We start from the raw sequence: 16,562 nt of genomic DNA, 5'->3' as shown, positions 1-16,562 counted from the left end.
CCCAGGCTCTTTCCCATTCAGTAGAAATATGAGGAAACCATTGTGGTAAACAATCAAAAGAAACCACTTAAAATGAAAAAATCGGGACAAACCTTACTAGGCTTGGTGGTGGCTGCAGCTCTCTCGATCGGCGGGTATTATTTTAGTCAACCCCAGCCAATCGCTAGTCACTCTCAAGTTCAAACGGTTGTCACTTCGAGTCAACAAGCAACACCGAGTAAGGAACTAGCCGAGAGTGTTCTGACGGATGGTGTTCGTACGAAACTAGGAAAGAACATTCAATGGAACGAAGCAGGAGCTTTCATCATTAACCAGAACAAAACCAATCTGGATGCGGATGTTGCGAGTCTCCCTTATGCAGATACGAAGACAAAGACTGTAAAAGGACGAGAAATTCCCACAGTTGCCAACGCTTTGATGACCAAGGCGACTCGTCAATACCAAAAGAGAGAACAGACAGATGTAGATTGGACGCCAGCTGGCTGGCATCAAGTAACCAATTTAGCTGGGGAATACGACCATGCGGTTGATAGGGGACACCTTCTCGGCTATGCCTTGATTGGTAAGCTTGATGGTTTTGATGCCTCAACGAGCAATCCAAAAAATATAGCGGTTCAAACAGCTTGGGCGAATCAAGCGCGTGATAGTTTTTCGACAGGACAAAATTATTATGAGACCCTTGTTCGGAAGGCCTTAGACAATAATAAGCGGGTTCGTTATCGGGTGACTCTCCACTATGCATCGGATGATGATTTGGTACCAGTCGGCAGTCAAATTGAAGCAAAATCTAGTGATGGTAGTCTAGAGTTTAATGTTTTTGTTCCAAATGTTCAGAGTGGGATTAGTTTGGATTATCGTACGGGAAAAGTAACAGTGCATCGTTAAGCTAAACGGAAAAGAAGAATCAAGATAAGAAGGATTCGGTTGGCTTTGTAGTCAACTGAATCTTTTTCTATTCATGACTGCAATCTTTAGTTTATTTTAAGAAAACTAAGGTATACTATTCTCTTCTAGACCTAAACAGAGGTCTTCCCAAGGAAAGGAGGAGCTTGTGAGAACTATTATAGCCATGATTCGTTTTCTAATACGGGCCATTTGGAGTCTTATTTGGGGCTTGTTTTGGACCCTAGCTCTCAGTTTTGCCCTAGTAGTTGGTGTTCTGTTCTTTAGTGGCAAAACCGGTAGCGGGATAGAGGGCGTCAGTCGTGCGGCCCAAACGGTTGTCACGCAGGTGGATGCTTACTTTCATCGAACTGGTCCTATGCTAAGTCAAGGGAGCCCATCTGCTCAAGAAGGCCTAGCAACTGATGGCCATACCTCTACAGGAGCAAGGTGGGATCAGGCAACTGCAAAAGTTTATCTAGATCCTGCGATGGATGAGACCTTTACCCTTGCTTATGAGGAAGCGCTTGAGTCTTGGAATCAGACAGGGGCCTTCACTTTCCAACTTGTCACCAGTGAAGAAGAGGCGGATATCCTCCTAACAGAGATGGATGATAGCACGGTTTCTGCAGCAGGTGAAGCAGAATCCCAGACCAATGTTTTAACCCATCGATTCAAACGTGTGATTGTTCGTTTGAATCGCTATTACCTATTAAATAAGCAGTACAACTATTCCCATCAACGGATTGTGAATACAGCTGAGCATGAACTAGGCCATGCCATTGGTTTGGACCATAATGAGGAAGAGTCCGTCATGCAGTCGGCTGGTTCCTTTTATAGCATCCAAGCGAGGGATATTGAAGCTGTTCGTCAACTATATAAGGAGTCAGAATGATCAAACGGATACTGTATCTTATTCGAACCTTTCCAGAACAAGTGGCACTCTTTGTGTTTAACTCTGGAATCTTTCTTTGGATATCCCAAAAAGGGCAAGTAATTTCCCATGAATTAGGCATTCAACAGGCTTGGGAAAATTATGCTCCTGAGGGAGTCCGTCAATTTTTCGGGAACAATAGGGAAGCTGTTCAAGCTTTCTTCTCCCATTCGGCCATTACTTGGCTGATTGGCTCCATGATTATCCTGCTTGTGATTCGCTTTGTGAAGGGCGTCATCAAATGGGGCTTGTTTTTGCTAGTGATTGGCATCGGGCTTTTCCTAGCCTATCAGTACAGTCAAATGGCTTCCAATGTCTCAGCGATTTAAAAAGTGAAGAAAGGTCAAGCGCATCTAGCGTTTGGCCTTTTCTTCAATTGTCAATTTGTCAAAAGTAAGGTACAATGAAACTATGATTATTTTACAAGCCAACAAAATTGAACGCTCTTTTGCAGGGGAGGTTCTTTTTGATAATATCAGCCTGCAAGTGGATGAACGGGATCGAATTGCTCTGGTCGGAAAGAACGGCGCAGGCAAGTCCACGCTCTTGAAAATCTTGGTGGGAGAAGAAGAGCCGACCTCAGGAGAAATCAATAAAAAACGCGACCTTTCTCTCTCTTATCTGGCCCAGGATAGCCGCTTTGAGTCGTCTAATACCATCTACGATGAGATGCTCCATGTCTTTGACGATCTTCGTAAGACGGAAAGAACCTTACGGCAGATGGAGCTCGAGATGGGGGAAAAAACTGGAGCCGATTTGGAGAAACTCATGCAGGATTATGACCGGCTCTCGGAAGAATTCCGTCAGGCTGGTGGCTTTACCTATGAGGCAGATATCCGTGCCATTTTAAACGGCTTCAAGTTCGATGAATCTATGTGGCAGATGAAGATTGAAGAGTTGTCTGGAGGGCAAAATACCCGTTTAGCTCTGGCCAAGATGCTCTTGGAAAAGCCAAATCTTTTGGTACTGGATGAGCCGACCAACCACTTGGATATTGAGACCATCGCCTGGTTGGAAAATTACTTGGTCAATTATAGTGGGGCCCTTCTCATTGTCAGTCACGACCGGTATTTTCTAGATAAGGTAGCAACCATTACTCTGGACTTGACCAAGCATTCTTTGGACCGCTATGTCGGCAATTACTCCAGCTTTGTCGAGCAAAAAGAGCAAAAACTCCTGACCGAAGCCAAGAACTACGAGAAGCAACAAAAAGAAATCGCTGCTCTCGAAGACTTTGTTAATCGCAATTTAGTGCGGGCTTCGACCACCAAGCGGGCCCAGTCTCGTCGCAAGCAGTTGGAAAAAATGGAGCGCCTAGACAAGCCCGAAGCTGGGACCAAGTCTGCCCATATGACCTTCCATTCTGATAAGACCTCTGGCAATGTCGTCTTGACAGTAGAAGAGGCAGCTGTCGGCTATGACGATCAAGTCCTATCAGAGCCCATCAATCTGGATATCCGCAAGATGAATGCGGTCGCTATTGTAGGACCAAATGGGATCGGGAAATCGACTCTTATCAAGTCCATCGTTGGACAGATTCCTTTTATCAAAGGAGAAGCCCGTTTTGGGGCCAATGTCGAGGTAGGCTACTATGACCAGACCCAAAGTAAGCTAACCCCTCATAACAGTGTCTTGGATGAGCTCTGGAATGACTTTAAACTGACACCAGAAGTAGAAATTCGCAATCGCCTAGGAGCCTTCCTTTTCTCAGGGGACGATGTCAAGAAAACCGTCGGCATGCTGTCAGGTGGAGAGCGGGCGCGCCTGCTCTTGGCTAAACTATCCATGGAGAATAACAACTTTTTGATTCTCGATGAGCCGACCAACCACTTGGACATCGATAGCAAGGAAGTGCTGGAAAATGCCTTGATTGATTTTGACGGGACTCTTCTCTTTGTCAGCCACGACCGTTACTTTATCAATCGGGTAGCCACCCAAGTCTTAGAACTCTCAGAAGAGGGTTCAACGCTTTACCTAGGAGACTATGATTATTATCTGGAGAAAAAAGCAGAGTTAGAAGCCCTTGCTGCAGCGCAAGCAGAAGCGGTGCCAGCTGCTTCAATGGAAGAAGTCACCAGCAATGATTATCACTTGCAAAAGCAAAACCAAAAGGAACTCCGTAAAATCACTCGTCGCATTGAGCAATTGGAAGCGGAGATGGAAGAGCTGGATCAAAAAATTCAAGCCATTACCGAAAGCATGCATAGCACCAATGATGCGGAAGATTTAGTTCAATTGCAAAGCAATCTGGACCAATTGACCATCCAACAGGAAGCGGTCATGGAAGAGTGGGCAGAACTGGCGGAGAGAGTGTAGTTTTCTAATTTGCCTAAGGAGAACATTGTGATGACTGAAAATGATTGGTTTATGAATCAGATTAAAGGTGTGGCCGATATAATTGGTACAACTTTGCGCCTACAGATTCAGAATCTAGATTTGGGGCAGTATGAGGATGAGGAAGGAAGACTCATCAACGGGAATCACTATCTTCAGCAAGTTTTAGAAGAGCAGCGCTTTGCAGAGGCCATTTCTTTTGTTGAAGAGCAGATGAAACGCCTACCTCTTCATCAGTATGATCTATTGGTTGATTGGCTGATTTCTTACTTAAGACAATTAGATTTTTCCGTTAAAGAAAATCAGGGATTCTACGAAGGATACTTGCAAGAGTTAGAAAGGTACTTAAAGGAATTTAAGTGGTAATCAAATGGAAGATTTAGGAAAAGTTTTTCGTGAATTTCGAATGAGTAAAAATTATTCATTGAAAGAAGCTGCAGGAGAAGCCTGCTCGACGTCTCAGTTATCCCGCTTTGAATTGGGCGAGTCGGATTTAGCTGTCTCGCGTTTCTTTGAGATATTAGATAATATCCATGTGACGATTGAGAATTTTATGGATAAGGCCAGAAATTTTCAACACCATGAGCATGTGGACTTGATGGCTCAGATTATTCCGCTTTACTATGCAAATGATATTGCTGGTTTTCAAAGGCTTCAAAGAGAACAACTGGAAAAGGCTACAAGTTCGACCAATCCCCTTTATTTTGAATTGAACTGGATTTTGTTACAAGGCTTGATTTGCCAGAGAGATGCCAGCTACACGATGAAGCAAAGTGATCTGGACAAGGTGGCAGATTATCTCTTTCAAACGGAAGAATGGACCATGTATGAGTTGATCCTTTTTGGCAATCTCTATAGCTTTTATGATGTGGATTATGTCACTCGGTTTGGTAGAGAAGTGATGGAGCGTGAAGATTTCTACAAGGAAATTGGTCGCCATCGAAAACTGGTCTTGATTCTAGCTCTGAATTGTTACCAGCATTGTTTAGAACACCGTTCTTTTGAAAATGCTAGTTATTTTGAAGCCTATGTGGAAAAGATTATCGGCAAGGGAATTAAACTCTACGAGCGCAATGTCTTTCATTACCTCAAGGGATTTGCCCTCTATCAGAAGGGGCAAAAGAAAGAAGGCTGTCAGCAAATGCAGGAAGCCATGAATATTTTTGATGTGTTGGGACTACCAGAGCAGGTAGCTTACTATCAAGAACACTTTGATAAATTTGTAATAGATGAATGTTCCTAAATAAGCAAGAGATAAAGGAGATTTTATGAACCGACATGCGGTCCAATTAATTAGTCGTGGAGCGATTACCAAAATTGGAAATATGCTCTATGATTATGGGAATAGTGTCTGGCTGGCTTCAATGGGGACTATAGGAAAGACGGTATTAGGAATCTATCAGATTTCTGAGTTAGTGACAGGGATTCTCGTGAATCCTTTTGGAGGAGTGATTTCAGACCGTTTTTCTCGTCGCAAGATTTTGATGACGACCGACTTGGTTTGTGGACTCCTTTGTTTGGCGATTTCTTTTATCAGAAATGATTGTTGGATGATTGCGGCACTGATTTTTGCCAATATTGTTCAGGCCATTGCATTTGGTTTTTCTCGACCTGCCAATAAAGCCATTATCACAGAGGTGGTAGAGAAAGAAGAGATTGTAACCTATAATGCGCACTTGGAGTTGGTCTTACAGGTTGTTAGTGTTAGTTCACCTGTGTTTTCTTTCCTAGTTCTACAATTTGCCAGTCTCCATGCGACCCTCTTACTAGATGCGATGACCTTTTTCATTGCCTTTGTCCTAGTGGCATTCCTTCCGAAAGAAGAAGCTAAGGTTCAAGAAAAGAAACAGTTTACGGTGAAAGATATTTTTTCTGATATCAAGGAGGGGTTAGACTATATCTGGCATCAGAAAGACATTTTCTTTCTCCTCTTGGTGGCTTCCGGTGTTAATTTCTTTTTTGCGGCTTTTGAGTTTTTACTTCCCTTTTCCAATCGACTCTACGGGGTCAAGGGGGCTTATGCGACCATCTTAACATTGGGAGCTATCGGATCTATTCTAGGAGCACTTGTTGCCAATAAAATTGCATCAAGTATGAAAACTCTCCTGTTTTTACTGATTCTGGCAGGTGTAGGAGTGTTCATGATGGGCTTGCCCCTTCCACCTTATCTTTCCTTTTCGGGAAATCTGGTCTGTGAATTTTTTGTGACCATTTTCGACATCCACGTTTTTACTCAAGTGCAAACCAAGGTGGAAGATGATTATCTGGGGAGAGTCTTGAGCACGATTTATACTTTGGCTGTTCTTTTTATGCCCATCGCCAAAGGTTTGATGACTTGGTTACCAAGTGTCCATGTAGAATCCTTTCTCCTGATTGGAGCTGGAGTTATTCTCTTTTCACTCTTGGCTCAGCTAGTAGCTAAGCAGTTTCAATCAAAAGAACAGTAGGTATCCTTTTATAAAATTGCAACCTATTATTTTTCCCAAATAAGGGACAAAATGAAAACCTCTTTCATGAACTGATACAATAGTTTCAGAAAATGAAGGAGGTTTTTTTATGAAGCGACATGCAGTCCAATTAATTACTCGTGGTGCGATCAATAGAATGGGAAATATGCTCTATGATTATGGGAATAGTGTCTGGCTGGCCTCGATGGGGACGGTAGGAAAGACAGTATTGGGGATTTATCAGATTTCTGAACTTGTTACCTCCATTCTAGTTAATCCATTTGGAGGCGTGATCTCAGACCGTTTTTCTCGTCGTAAGATTTTGATGACAACCGACTTGGTGTGTGGTCTCCTTTGTTTGGGCATTTCTTTTATCAGGAACGATCGTTGGATGATTGCAGCCCTGATTGTTGCAAATATTGTCCAGGCCATTGCCTTCGCTTTTTCTAGAACTGCCAATAAAGCCATTATTACAGAACTTGTAGAGAAAGACGAGATTGTGACTTATAATGCCCACTTGGAGTTGGTCTTACAGGTTATTGGTGTCAGTTCTCCCGTGTTCTCTTTTCTTGTTTTACAATTTGCCAGTCTCCATGCGACCCTCTTACTGGATGCACTGACCTTTTTCATTGCTTTTGTACTGGTTGCTTTACTGCCGAAAGAAGAAAAGGTTCAAGAAAAGAAAGGGTTTACGGGAAAAGATATTTTTTCTGATATCAAGGATGGAGTGCACTACATCTGGCAGCAGAAAGAAATTTTCTTTCTCTTATTGGTGGCTTCCAGTGTCAATTTCTTCTTTGCAGCTTTTGAGTTTTTACTTCCCTTTTCCAATCGACTTTACGGAGTCAAGGGGGCTTATGCGACCATCTTAACCTTGGGGGCTATTGGCTCCATCATCGGAGCCTTGATCGCTAATAAATTTAAATCAAGCATGGAGATGCTTCTCTTCTTATTGATCTTAACAGGAGTAGGAGTATTCATGATGGGCTTGCCTCTTCCTCCTCTTCTTTCCTTTTCTGGAAATTTAGTCTGTGAACTCTTTATGACGATTTTTAATATCCATTTTTTTACCCAAGTACAAACCAAGGTGGAAGGAGACTATCTAGGAAGGGTCTTAAGCACCATTTTTACCCTGGCCATTCTCTTTATGCCCATCGCAAAAGGCTTGATGACTTGGTTGCCAAGCGTCCGAGTAGAATCCTTTCTCCTGATTGGCGCTGGCGTCATTCTCTTTTCCTTCCTAGCCCAACTCGTAGCCAAGCATCTACCATCAAAAAGTCATTAGATCAGTATGAAAAAAGCACCGACTGGTGCTTTTTTGATCTAGACAAACTGTTTTACAGAAAACAACCGAAGCGATGCTAAAAAATCAATCGGTGCTTTTGTTTTCGATTTGTTCGATTTTTTCTTCTTTTTCACCCGACATCTTTTGTTCTAGTTGTTTTTTCGCAGATTTTAATTCATGTTTTAATGAGAAATTTTTTGGAAGGCTGACTAAGAAAGTCACCAGCGAACCGAGAAGGACACAGACCAGAATCAAAATGATGAGAGGGAGTTTAAATTGGACCAGCAAAAAGTTCACAGTCACCGTTTGCATATTGGCCAAGGAAATAATTGCAATGAGCAGTACAGAAATCAGTAGTGCAACATATTGTAGTTTTCGTTTATTCATTTTGTCTCCTTATTCTTCTAATTCAGCCTTGCTTTTCACATCAGCGTATTCTTCTGCTTTTTCAAGGCTTAAGATATCATTGTAAGTCGCTAGGTCGATGTCTTGCCCATATTTTTTCTTTAGAGCGGTTGTCACCAAGCGATAGGCTAAATTGGCGTTACGAGAGAGGATAGGGCCGTGGAAGTAGCTACCAAAGACGTTTTTGTAATGAACGCCTTCGCACCCATCTTTCTTGTTGTTCCCATTTCCATAGACGACCTTGCCCAGCGGTTTTTCATCCTCTGCCAAGAAGGTCCGACCCTGGTGATTTTCAAAGCCATAGTAGGTTTCATTGAACTCTTCGTTATGGATCTTGATATCGCCAATATAGCGGTTGTTTTCTTGGTTGAGAGTGTAATGCCCCATAATACCAAGACCTTCAATGCGTTTACCAGAAGCTTCAATGTAGTACTGGCCTAGAAGCTGAAAGCCACCACAGATAGCAAGGACTACACCATCGTCGTGAATAAAGCGTTCGAGATCTTCTTTTTTATCTGGCAGATCTTCTGATACAATGGTCTGTTCGTAGTCTTGGCCTCCACCAAAAAAGGCGATATCGTAGACTTCTGGATCAAAGCGGTCTTTGAGAGAAACGATATCCACAGTGACACGAGCACCAAGCTTCTCAGCAACGTACTTGAGCATGAGGATATTTCCATTGTCCCCATAGGTATTCATCAGATTCCCATAAAGATGGGCGATTCTCAATTCGAATTGGTAGGTTTCCTGATCAGGGGATTGTAGTGAAGTGTAGGTCATTAATTCATCTCCTTTCCAATCAGGTGTTCTTGAGCTAGAAGTTCACGGAATTCTAGCATGGCCGTATAGGTGGCTAAAATATAGGCGTGAGGGGTTTCCTGTTGCTGGATGCGTTGGAAGACCTCTTTTAATTCAGCTATTTCTGTAATCTTTTCAGCAGGATAGCCTGTAACCCGAAGTCGCCGAGCAATTTCAGAGTGGCGCACCCCTCCAGCATTGATCTCTGGAATGTCCATTTGAGTGATTTGTTCAAAGTCCGCATCCCAGATCCAGCTGGTGTCTATTCCGTCAGCATAGTTGGCATTGAGAAGCACGGACAAGCTGAATGGATAAGGTGCTAGCTTGATCATTTCAATAGCCTGCGTCGCACCGACTGGATTTTTGATCAGGACCAAGGTACATTCCTTGTCCCCAATCTTAAAGGTTTCTTGACGACCAAAGACAGCCTTACTCTTGTCGAAACCACGCTTAATGACGTCTGGACTTACTTCAAAATAATGGGCAACAGCAACTGCAGCGAGGGCATTATAAATATTATAGAGGCCCCCAATATTGATGTGGTAGTTTGTCCCGTTGATCTTAAAGTGAGAAGAAGTATTGGTTAGCTCGGTCAATTCATCGACAGCGACTGTCAAAGGAGGACGGTGGAAGCCACAGTGTTCACAGAGGTAATCCCCCAAATTCGCATAGGTATTCAACTGGTAGGTCAAGATGCCATGACATTCTGGACAGACAATTCCTTCTGTATTGTAATGGGCCAACTTGGGAGCAGTTTTTTCTATATCAAAGCCAAAATATTGAACGGTATTTGGTAGGGGAAGGGTATGGAATAGAGGACTATCCCCATTCATCAGAACAGTCGCCTGTGGCGCTTTTTTAATCCCATCCAAGATCATCCGATAAGTCGTGTAGATTTCCCCATAGCGGTCCATTTGATCCCGGAAAATATTGGTGATTACAAACAAGGTCGGAGTGATGTAGTCACAAATTCGAGACAGGCTGGCTTCATCGATTTCAAGAACAGCGATAGGACGACCAGAAGAACCCTTTGCGTTCAAGAAAGTAGTCGTAATCCCTGAAATCATATTGGCTCCACTAGGATTGGTCACGATAGGTCCGAAAGCCTCCTGAAGGATTCCAACAGTGAGAGCTGTTGTCAGTGTTTTCCCGTTCGTACCAGTGACAACTACAATTTCGTAGTTCTGGGCCAGGTGTTGTAAAATGTCTTTATCAATTTGAAGGGCGATTTTTCCAGGAAGGGTAGAGCCACGTCCAAGCATGCGCAAGAGGTGACTACTCATTTTTCCGGCAATAAGCCCCATACTAGTCTTAATCTTCATAATTCATATTTTATCACAAAAACCAATAGAAGGTTACAGAAAAATCTGTTGAAACATGATATAATGATGTAGAGTAGTTTGAACGCGCTATCCTTTGCTAGAATCCTTACTTTTGCTAGTAAGCATCCACAATGGTTAGCTGCGCGAAAAGCCTAGAAGAGAAGTGGTAGGTATGAGATTGTGAACATCCAACAATTGTCAAATCCCCAGTATTGGGCCAGTTTATTTCCCACTCCCTGGAGTGTGGTTGTCAACCTGATTGACATTGCCCTAGTAGCTTGGTTATTGTATTATTTTATAAAAGCCATTGTCGGCACTAAAATTATGATTTTAGTCCGTGGTGTCTTGACCTTTTTCTTATTTGAGTTAGTTGCCAATATGATTGGTCTGACGACCATTTCTTGGTTGATCAACCAAATCATCACCTACGGGGTCATTGCTGCGGTAGTGATTTTCTCTCCGGAAATTCGGACGGGATTAGAACGATTAGGTCGAGCAACTGAATTTTTCTCAACCAACCAGATTAGTCCAGAAGAAAAATTGGTTCAATCCTATGTAAAAGCCGTTGCTTATAAGAGTCCTCGAAAGATTGGTGCCTTGGTTGCTATTCAAGGGAGTAGAACCCTTCAAGAATATATTTCTACGGGTATTCCCCTCGATGCAGATGTTTCGGGTGAACTGCTGATTAATATTTTTATTCCCAACACCCCGCTTCACGATGGGGCAGTGATTGTCACCAATGATAAAATTGCTGTATCTTGTGCTTATCTCCCCTTAACAGAAAGCACGGGAATTTCAAAAGAGTTCGGTACGCGACACCGGGCTGCAATCGGCTTGTCTGAGGTAAGTGATGCCTTCATCTTTGTTGTTTCGGAAGAAACGGGTGGTATCTCCATTGCGAGAAATGGGAGCTTTAGACACGACCTCAGTATCGAAGAATTTGAACAAGAATTGCGTTCCTTCATTATTCCAGAAGATCAAGGAAAAAAAGATTTGAAATCAAGAATTTTTGGAGGACGTATCAAATGATTCCAAAAAGAAAAATTGTCTATATTGTGACATCAGTCTTTTTCTCAAGTCTCTTATTCATCATTGCCACCTCTGTTAATTTCCAGAATAACAGTAGTGCGCGTCAAGTGAGCTCTGAAACTTACACGAACACCTTAACCAATATTCCGATTGATGTAAAATATAACGATAGTAAATATTTTGTTAGCGGGATTAGTTCAGAAGTAACAGTTTTTCTGAAGGGATCTAACCGTGTCGCCTTAGCATCCGAAATGCAGGCTAGTACTCGTAAATTTAAAGTGGTAGCTGATCTTAGCAATCTGAAAGAGGGCCAGCATGAAATCACCTTAAAGGTCGAAAACCTGCCTTCAGGATTGACTGCAACCATCGAACCTCAGAAAGTTACTGCAAAAATTGGTAAGAAAAAAACGAAAAAGTTTGATGTTTCCGTCACGGTACCGGACAAACAAATTGCCCCAGGGTGGAGTCTCTCATATGTTACGTTTTCTGAAGATAAGGTCTCTGTAACTAGCGACCAGGACACTTTAGCCAAAGTTGATCATGTAGAAGCCATCTTCCCTGAAGGAGATCTTTTAAGCAATACCTACACAGCAACCGTCTCCTTGAAGGCAGTAGATAGCGAGGGAAATGATTTACCAGTTATTATCTCTCCATCAGAACTATACATGAAGGTTGAGTTGAAACAGACAAGTTCTAGCTCCTCCTCATCTAGTTCCTCATCAAATAATAGCAATTAATAAAGAATCATCGAAAGGATTATCATAATGGGTAAATATTTTGGAACGGACGGAGTCCGTGGAGAAGCAAACGTCGAATTGACGCCAGAGTTGGCCTTTAAGCTCGGTCGATACGGAGGTTACGTTCTCAGCCAACATGAGAAAGAAACTCCCCTTGTTTTCGTGGGACGAGATACCCGTATTTCTGGTGAAATGTTAGAAAGTGCTCTCGTAGCAGGTCTCCTATCTGTAGGGATTAAAGTTTATAAACTCGGTGTCATCGCGACACCAGGTGTAGCTTATTTGGTTCGTTCTGAAGGTGCAAGTGCTGGGGTCATGATTTCTGCCAGTCATAATCCAGCCTTAGACAATGGGATTAAATTCTTTGGAAATGACGGCTATAAATTAGACGATGACCGTGAACTAGAGATTGAAGCCTTATTGGATGCGGAGTCTGATACTCTTCCTCGTCCTAGTGCGGAAGGTCTTGGAACGGTAATGGACTATCCTGAAGGACTTCGTAAGTATCAAGAATACTTAGTTTCAACTGGAACCCAGCTTGAAGGAATGCACGTGGCTCTAGATGCTGCGAATGGTTCAGCATCTACAAGTGCCCGCCAAGTCTTTGCTGACTTAGGAGCACGTTTAACAGTTATTGGAGAAAGCCCAAATGGTCTTAATATCAATGATCAAGTAGGCTCTACCCATCCTGAGGCTTTGCAGGAGGCTGTTCGAGAGTCTGGTGCAGCTATTGGTTTGGCTTTTGATGGTGATAGTGACCGTTTGATTGCGGTTGACGAAAATGGGGACCTAGTCGATGGTGATAAAATCATGTACATCATTGGAACCTACCTTTCTGATAAGGGCCTCTTAAAAGATAACACCATCGTAACGACGGTCATGTCCAATCTAGGATTCCATAAAGCCTTGGATGCTAAAGGTATTCATAAGGTTGTAACTGCGGTAGGAGACCGCTATGTAGTTGAAGAGATGCGGAAGTCCGGATATAATCTTGGTGGAGAGCAATCTGGTCACGTGATTGTTATGGACTACAATACCACTGGAGATGGCCAGATGAGTGCCGTTCAATTGACTAAGATTATGCAAGAAACTGGTCGAACCTTATCAGACCTTGCATCAGAAGTGACCATCTATCCTCAAAAATTGGTCAATATCCGTGTTGAAAATAGCATGAAAGATAAGGCTATGGAAGTTCCGGCTATTCGCGCAATTATTGAAAAAATGGAAGCTGAAATGGCAGGGAATGGCCGCATCTTAGTGCGTCCAAGTGGTACCGAGCCACTGCTTCGTGTTATGGCAGAAGCTCCGACTGATGACGAAGTGGATTACTATGTGGATACAATTGCCGCTGTGGTCAAAGATGAAATTGGTCTTGAAGATTAAATAAAGAAGTAAACTCTCCAAGCGAGAGTTAAGGAGGTCAATATGAAATATTTACGTCGAATGATGTGGTCACTAGCCCTTGTAGCTGCAGTCCTTTTTTCGAATGCATTTGTGCAAACGATTCAAGCGTCAGAAGTCCTGTCTTATACGCAAACAGCAAGCCTAAGCAAGGACAACCAAGTAGTAACCAATGGAACTACAGTCTTATCAAATGAAAAATTGTCAGCTACCATCAATGTAGCCTTTCCAGATACACAATCCATTCAAGCAGGAGACACCCTGACCTTGTCTTTGCCTAAAGAATTAACCTTCTATACAGCTCTAGAATTTGATGTGGTAGAAGAAGGCCAAACAAATGGTCAGACAGTCGGGAAAGCTGTTGTCAATTCGGCAAACAAGACCGTAACGGTTACATTTAACGATTACTTTGCTTCACACCCCCTCAATAAACGCGTTTCTTTGCGTTTTGATGTGAAAGTGGATCCAGAGGTTGTTACAAAAACATCCCCATTGACCTTTAAAATTGGCAATACAGATTTTTCATTAAACTACGAAAAAACAGATGGTCAAGCTGGTGACTATGAAATGAAATATGGCTACCAAGACCAAACGGATCCAACGATTGTAAAATGGCGGATTATCTTAAATGCTCGTCAAGATATTCTTCGTGGCATGGTCATTAAAGATCAATTTGGAGATGGCTTGACACTGGTAGAAGGTAGTTTCCGTGCGGTTCGCTTTAATCCAGTAGAAGGTGGCATTAGAAATGAAGCCCATATTTTAAGTCTGCCAGTTTTAGACAATTTCAGTAAAAAAGCTGTCTTTGACAAGAATGCAACTGGTCAGATTACAGGATTTACAATTGACTTTGGAGATAACTACCATTGGCCAATGTACATCGAATACTCTACTAAAGTAGCTCCTGGTACAAAAGTTGGCGATCTAGTTCATAATACTTTGACATGGACAGCAACCAATTTCCCTGAGCCTCGTAGTTTAACACGAGAGGTGAGACTGGAATCAGGATCTGGAGAAGGATTAGGTGAGAAAGAACAAACCCCATCGACTTCAAGTTCAACAACCACACCAGAATCAACAACGACACCAAGTTCGCCAAGTTCATCAACGACCTCAAAACCTTCCGATCCGACTACAACAGAAAGCAATGATATTCCAAAAACTGGGAAGAAAAAAGTCCTTCCTCGTACGGGTGAGAAGATGACGCCTGTTATCTTCCTGGTCGGTATCTTGGGCTTTGCGGTTGGCTTTACTGTATTACGCTCTAAGAAGCTAACAAAATAATACTCGTTTTTAAAGGCTGGATTTTTTCCAGTCTTTTTTGTTAGTTAGATGAAAAGGGATTTGAACAAGTGTGGATGTTGAAAAAATTATTTCATCCAATAGTCCTCTTTCGTCTAGAGGTGGATGTTTGAAAAATGCCCTTATTCGTGGTAAAATAGGGCTAATGAATTTATTGTAATTGAGGTAAAAAACGTGGCTTTTGGAGACAACGGAAAACGCAAAAAAACTTTCTTTGAAAAATTGACTATGTTGGTCATTGTAATTATGTTGATTGTAACGGTTGGAGCAATCTTTGCTGCAGCTTTGGGTGCACTATCCTACTAAGGGACTACCAAGCAACACTTGGTTATAAAAGGAAAACGATAAACTATGAGTATGTTTTTAGATACAGCTAAGATTAAGGTCAAGGCTGGAAATGGCGGCGATGGCATGGTGGCCTTTCGCCGTGAAAAGTATGTTCCCAATGGCGGCCCTTGGGGTGGTGATGGTGGACGCGGAGGCAATGTCATTTTCGTTGTAGACGAAGGCTTGCGCACGCTGATGGACTTCCGCTATAACCGACATTTTAAAGCCCAAAATGGGGAAAAAGGAATGACCAAAGGGATGCACGGACGGGGAGCAGAAGATCTCTATGTACGGGTCCCTCAAGGAACGACTGTCCGAGATGCTGAGACTGGTAAGGTCATTACCGACTTGGTTGAAAATGGACAAGAGTATATTGTAGCCCATGGAGGACGTGGAGGACGCGGGAATATCCGTTTTGCCACTCCTAAAAATCCAGCACCTGAGATTTCAGAAAATGGGGAACCGGGTCAGGAACGCGAACTCGAATTAGAACTCAAAGTCTTGGCAGACGTTGGTCTGGTTGGCTTCCCATCAGTAGGGAAATCAACTCTTCTCAGTGTCATTACTTCTGCCAAACCAAAAATTGGAGCTTATCACTTCACAACCATCGTTCCAAATTTGGGCATGGTTCGGACGCCGTCAGGTGAATCCTTTGCAGTAGCAGACCTTCCTGGATTGATTGAAGGGGCTAGCCAAGGGGTTGGACTGGGGACTCAGTTCCTTCGTCACATCGAGCGCACCCGTGTCATCTTGCATGTCATCGATATGTCAGCCAGTGAAGGACGCAATCCTTATGAAGATTATGTTCAAATCAACAAAGAGCTTGAAACTTATAACCTTCGCTTGATGGAACGTCCTCAGATTATCGTGGCGAATAAGATGGATATGCCAGATAGCCAGGAAAATTTGAAAGAGTTCAAGAAAAAATTGGCAGCCAACTACGACGAGTTTGATGACCTGCCACAGATCTTCCCAATCTCTAGTTTGGCGCATCAAGGTTTGGACAACTTGTTAGAAGCAACGGCAGACTTGTTAGACAAAACACCAGAATTCTTGCTCTATACAGAAGAAGATATGGCGCAAGAAGAAGTCTACTACGGCTTTGATGAGGACCAACCAGCCTTCGAAATCAATCGCGATGATGATGCTTCTTGGATCTTGTCTGGTGATAAGCTAGAGAAGCTCTTCAATATGACCAATTTTGATCGCGACGAGTCTGTCATGAAATTTGCACGCCAATTGCGTGGAATGGGTGTCGATGAAGCCCTTCGTGCGCGTGGAGCCAAAGACGGAGATATCGTTCGGATCGGTAAATTCGAATTTGAATTTGTTGACTAGTTAGAGCTAAAGAGGAGAAGA

17 protein-coding genes are annotated in these 16,562 nt (G+C 42.8%); 14 read left to right on the top strand and 3 right to left on the bottom strand.

Going from position 1 to position 16,562, the window contains the following annotated elements; all coding sequences use genetic code 11:
• Positions 1–72 precede the first annotated feature (72 nt).
• The 8 genes from LXO72_RS04675 to LXO72_RS04640 all read left to right on the top strand — a co-directional run bounded on the left by LXO72_RS04675 (position 73) and on the right by LXO72_RS04640 (position 7,882).
• On the top strand, positions 73–885 hold the full coding sequence (locus LXO72_RS04675) for a DNA/RNA non-specific endonuclease (protein ID WP_233331708.1): 813 nt from the start codon (positions 73–75) through the stop codon (positions 883–885).
• Positions 886–1,051: 166 nt separating this feature from the next.
• Positions 1,052–1,777: a matrixin family metalloprotease gene (locus tag LXO72_RS04670; protein ID WP_233331668.1), complete on the top strand. Its 726-nt coding sequence runs from the start codon at positions 1,052–1,054 to the stop codon at positions 1,775–1,777.
• Positions 1,774–2,145 (top strand): hypothetical protein, encoded by a 372-nt coding sequence (locus LXO72_RS04665; protein ID WP_117744058.1) that lies wholly within the window; start codon positions 1,774–1,776, stop codon positions 2,143–2,145. The genes LXO72_RS04670 and LXO72_RS04665 overlap by 4 nt, the downstream gene beginning before the upstream one ends.
• Positions 2,146–2,227: 82 nt before the next feature.
• Positions 2,228–4,132 (top strand): ABC-F family ATP-binding cassette domain-containing protein, encoded by a 1,905-nt coding sequence (locus tag LXO72_RS04660; protein ID WP_233331667.1) that lies wholly within the window; start codon positions 2,228–2,230, stop codon positions 4,130–4,132.
• A gap of 30 nt (positions 4,133–4,162) precedes the next feature.
• Positions 4,163–4,516, top strand: a complete 354-nt coding sequence (locus tag LXO72_RS04655; protein ID WP_023026634.1) for a hypothetical protein — start codon at positions 4,163–4,165, stop codon at positions 4,514–4,516.
• Between the two features lie 4 nt (positions 4,517–4,520).
• Entirely contained in the window at positions 4,521–5,393 is an 873-nt protein-coding gene (locus LXO72_RS04650; protein WP_023026635.1) for an XRE/MutR family transcriptional regulator, read from the top strand.
• Positions 5,394–5,418: 25 nt separating this feature from the next.
• A complete protein-coding gene (locus LXO72_RS04645) occupies positions 5,419–6,597 on the top strand; it encodes an MFS transporter (protein WP_233331666.1) in 1,179 nt (392 codons plus the stop codon).
• A gap of 109 nt (positions 6,598–6,706) precedes the next feature.
• The gene (locus tag LXO72_RS04640) at positions 6,707–7,882 is read left to right on the top strand and encodes an MFS transporter (protein WP_219075123.1); all 1,176 of its coding nucleotides are present in this window, start codon (positions 6,707–6,709) and stop codon (positions 7,880–7,882) included.
• Positions 7,883–7,966: 84 nt separating this feature from the next.
• On the opposite strand, the gene LXO72_RS04635 is transcribed toward LXO72_RS04640, so the two are convergent.
• The 3 genes from LXO72_RS04635 to murT are packed head-to-tail and all read right to left on the bottom strand — an operon-like array spanning position 7,967 to position 10,407.
• Entirely contained in the window at positions 7,967–8,269 is a 303-nt protein-coding gene (locus LXO72_RS04635) for a LapA family protein (protein WP_117744063.1), read from the bottom strand.
• Between the two features lie 9 nt (positions 8,270–8,278).
• Positions 8,279–9,067 (bottom strand): lipid II isoglutaminyl synthase subunit GatD, encoded by a 789-nt coding sequence (gene gatD / locus LXO72_RS04630; protein ID WP_117744064.1) that lies wholly within the window; start codon positions 9,065–9,067, stop codon positions 8,279–8,281.
• Entirely contained in the window at positions 9,067–10,407 is a 1,341-nt protein-coding gene (murT, locus tag LXO72_RS04625; protein WP_117744065.1) for a lipid II isoglutaminyl synthase subunit MurT, read from the bottom strand. Before murT ends, gatD begins: the two co-directional genes overlap by 1 nt.
• Before the next feature lie 180 nt (positions 10,408–10,587).
• Here murT and cdaA point away from each other — a divergent pair, with 180 nt between their 5' ends.
• The 6 genes from cdaA (at position 10,588) to obgE (ending at position 16,541) form a co-directional block, all read left to right on the top strand.
• Positions 10,588–11,436 (top strand): diadenylate cyclase CdaA, encoded by an 849-nt coding sequence (gene cdaA, locus LXO72_RS04620; protein WP_233331665.1) that lies wholly within the window; start codon positions 10,588–10,590, stop codon positions 11,434–11,436.
• Positions 11,433–12,173: a CdaR family protein gene (locus LXO72_RS04615; RefSeq protein WP_233331664.1), complete on the top strand. Its 741-nt coding sequence runs from the start codon at positions 11,433–11,435 to the stop codon at positions 12,171–12,173. The genes cdaA and LXO72_RS04615 overlap by 4 nt, the downstream gene beginning before the upstream one ends.
• Before the next feature lie 27 nt (positions 12,174–12,200).
• A complete protein-coding gene (glmM, locus tag LXO72_RS04610; RefSeq protein ID WP_233331663.1) occupies positions 12,201–13,556 on the top strand; it encodes a phosphoglucosamine mutase in 1,356 nt (451 codons plus the stop codon).
• Between the two features lie 42 nt (positions 13,557–13,598).
• Positions 13,599–14,858 carry an LPXTG cell wall anchor domain-containing protein gene (locus LXO72_RS04605; RefSeq protein ID WP_233331662.1) on the top strand — a complete coding sequence of 420 codons (1,260 nt, stop codon included), beginning with the start codon at positions 13,599–13,601 and terminating at the stop codon, positions 14,856–14,858.
• Positions 14,859–15,050: 192 nt separating this feature from the next.
• On the top strand, positions 15,051–15,182 hold the full coding sequence (locus tag LXO72_RS04600; protein WP_006596603.1) for a DUF4044 domain-containing protein: 132 nt from the start codon (positions 15,051–15,053) through the stop codon (positions 15,180–15,182).
• A 45-nt stretch (positions 15,183–15,227) separates the two neighbouring features.
• Complete coding sequence (gene obgE / locus LXO72_RS04595; protein ID WP_233331661.1) at positions 15,228–16,541, top strand: GTPase ObgE; 1,314 nt, start codon at positions 15,228–15,230, stop codon at positions 16,539–16,541.
• Positions 16,542–16,562: the final 21 nt, after the last annotated feature.

The sequence above is a fragment of the Streptococcus sp. XMC genome, assembly GCF_021341835.1.
GTDB lineage: Bacteria > Bacillota > Bacilli > Lactobacillales > Streptococcaceae > Streptococcus.
Note: the sequence above shows the minus strand (reverse complement) of the source record. Positions and strands in the feature narration are given on the sequence as shown.

Excerpts from the sequence above, each read along its gene's own strand:
- LXO72_RS04675 (WP_233331708.1), top strand. The coding sequence starts at position 73 with ATGAAAAAATCGGGACAAACCTTACTAGGCTTGGTGGTGGCTGCAGCT.
- LXO72_RS04665 (WP_117744058.1), top strand. The coding sequence starts at position 1,774 with ATGATCAAACGGATACTGTATCTTATTCGAACCTTTCCAGAACAAGTG.
- LXO72_RS04660 (WP_233331667.1), top strand. The coding sequence starts at position 2,228 with ATGATTATTTTACAAGCCAACAAAATTGAACGCTCTTTTGCAGGGGAG.
- LXO72_RS04655 (WP_023026634.1), top strand. The coding sequence starts at position 4,163 with ATGACTGAAAATGATTGGTTTATGAATCAGATTAAAGGTGTGGCCGAT.
- LXO72_RS04650 (WP_023026635.1), top strand. The coding sequence starts at position 4,521 with ATGGAAGATTTAGGAAAAGTTTTTCGTGAATTTCGAATGAGTAAAAAT.
- LXO72_RS04645 (WP_233331666.1), top strand. The coding sequence starts at position 5,419 with ATGAACCGACATGCGGTCCAATTAATTAGTCGTGGAGCGATTACCAAA.
- LXO72_RS04640 (WP_219075123.1), top strand. The coding sequence starts at position 6,707 with ATGAAGCGACATGCAGTCCAATTAATTACTCGTGGTGCGATCAATAGA.
- LXO72_RS04635 (WP_117744063.1), bottom strand. The coding sequence starts at position 8,269 with ATGAATAAACGAAAACTACAATATGTTGCACTACTGATTTCTGTACTG.
- gatD (WP_117744064.1), bottom strand. The coding sequence starts at position 9,067 with ATGACCTACACTTCACTACAATCCCCTGATCAGGAAACCTACCAATTC.
- murT (WP_117744065.1), bottom strand. The coding sequence starts at position 10,407 with ATGAAGATTAAGACTAGTATGGGGCTTATTGCCGGAAAAATGAGTAGT.
- LXO72_RS04615 (WP_233331664.1), top strand. The coding sequence starts at position 11,433 with ATGATTCCAAAAAGAAAAATTGTCTATATTGTGACATCAGTCTTTTTC.
- glmM (WP_233331663.1), top strand. The coding sequence starts at position 12,201 with ATGGGTAAATATTTTGGAACGGACGGAGTCCGTGGAGAAGCAAACGTC.
- LXO72_RS04605 (WP_233331662.1), top strand. The coding sequence starts at position 13,599 with ATGAAATATTTACGTCGAATGATGTGGTCACTAGCCCTTGTAGCTGCA.
- obgE (WP_233331661.1), top strand. The coding sequence starts at position 15,228 with ATGAGTATGTTTTTAGATACAGCTAAGATTAAGGTCAAGGCTGGAAAT.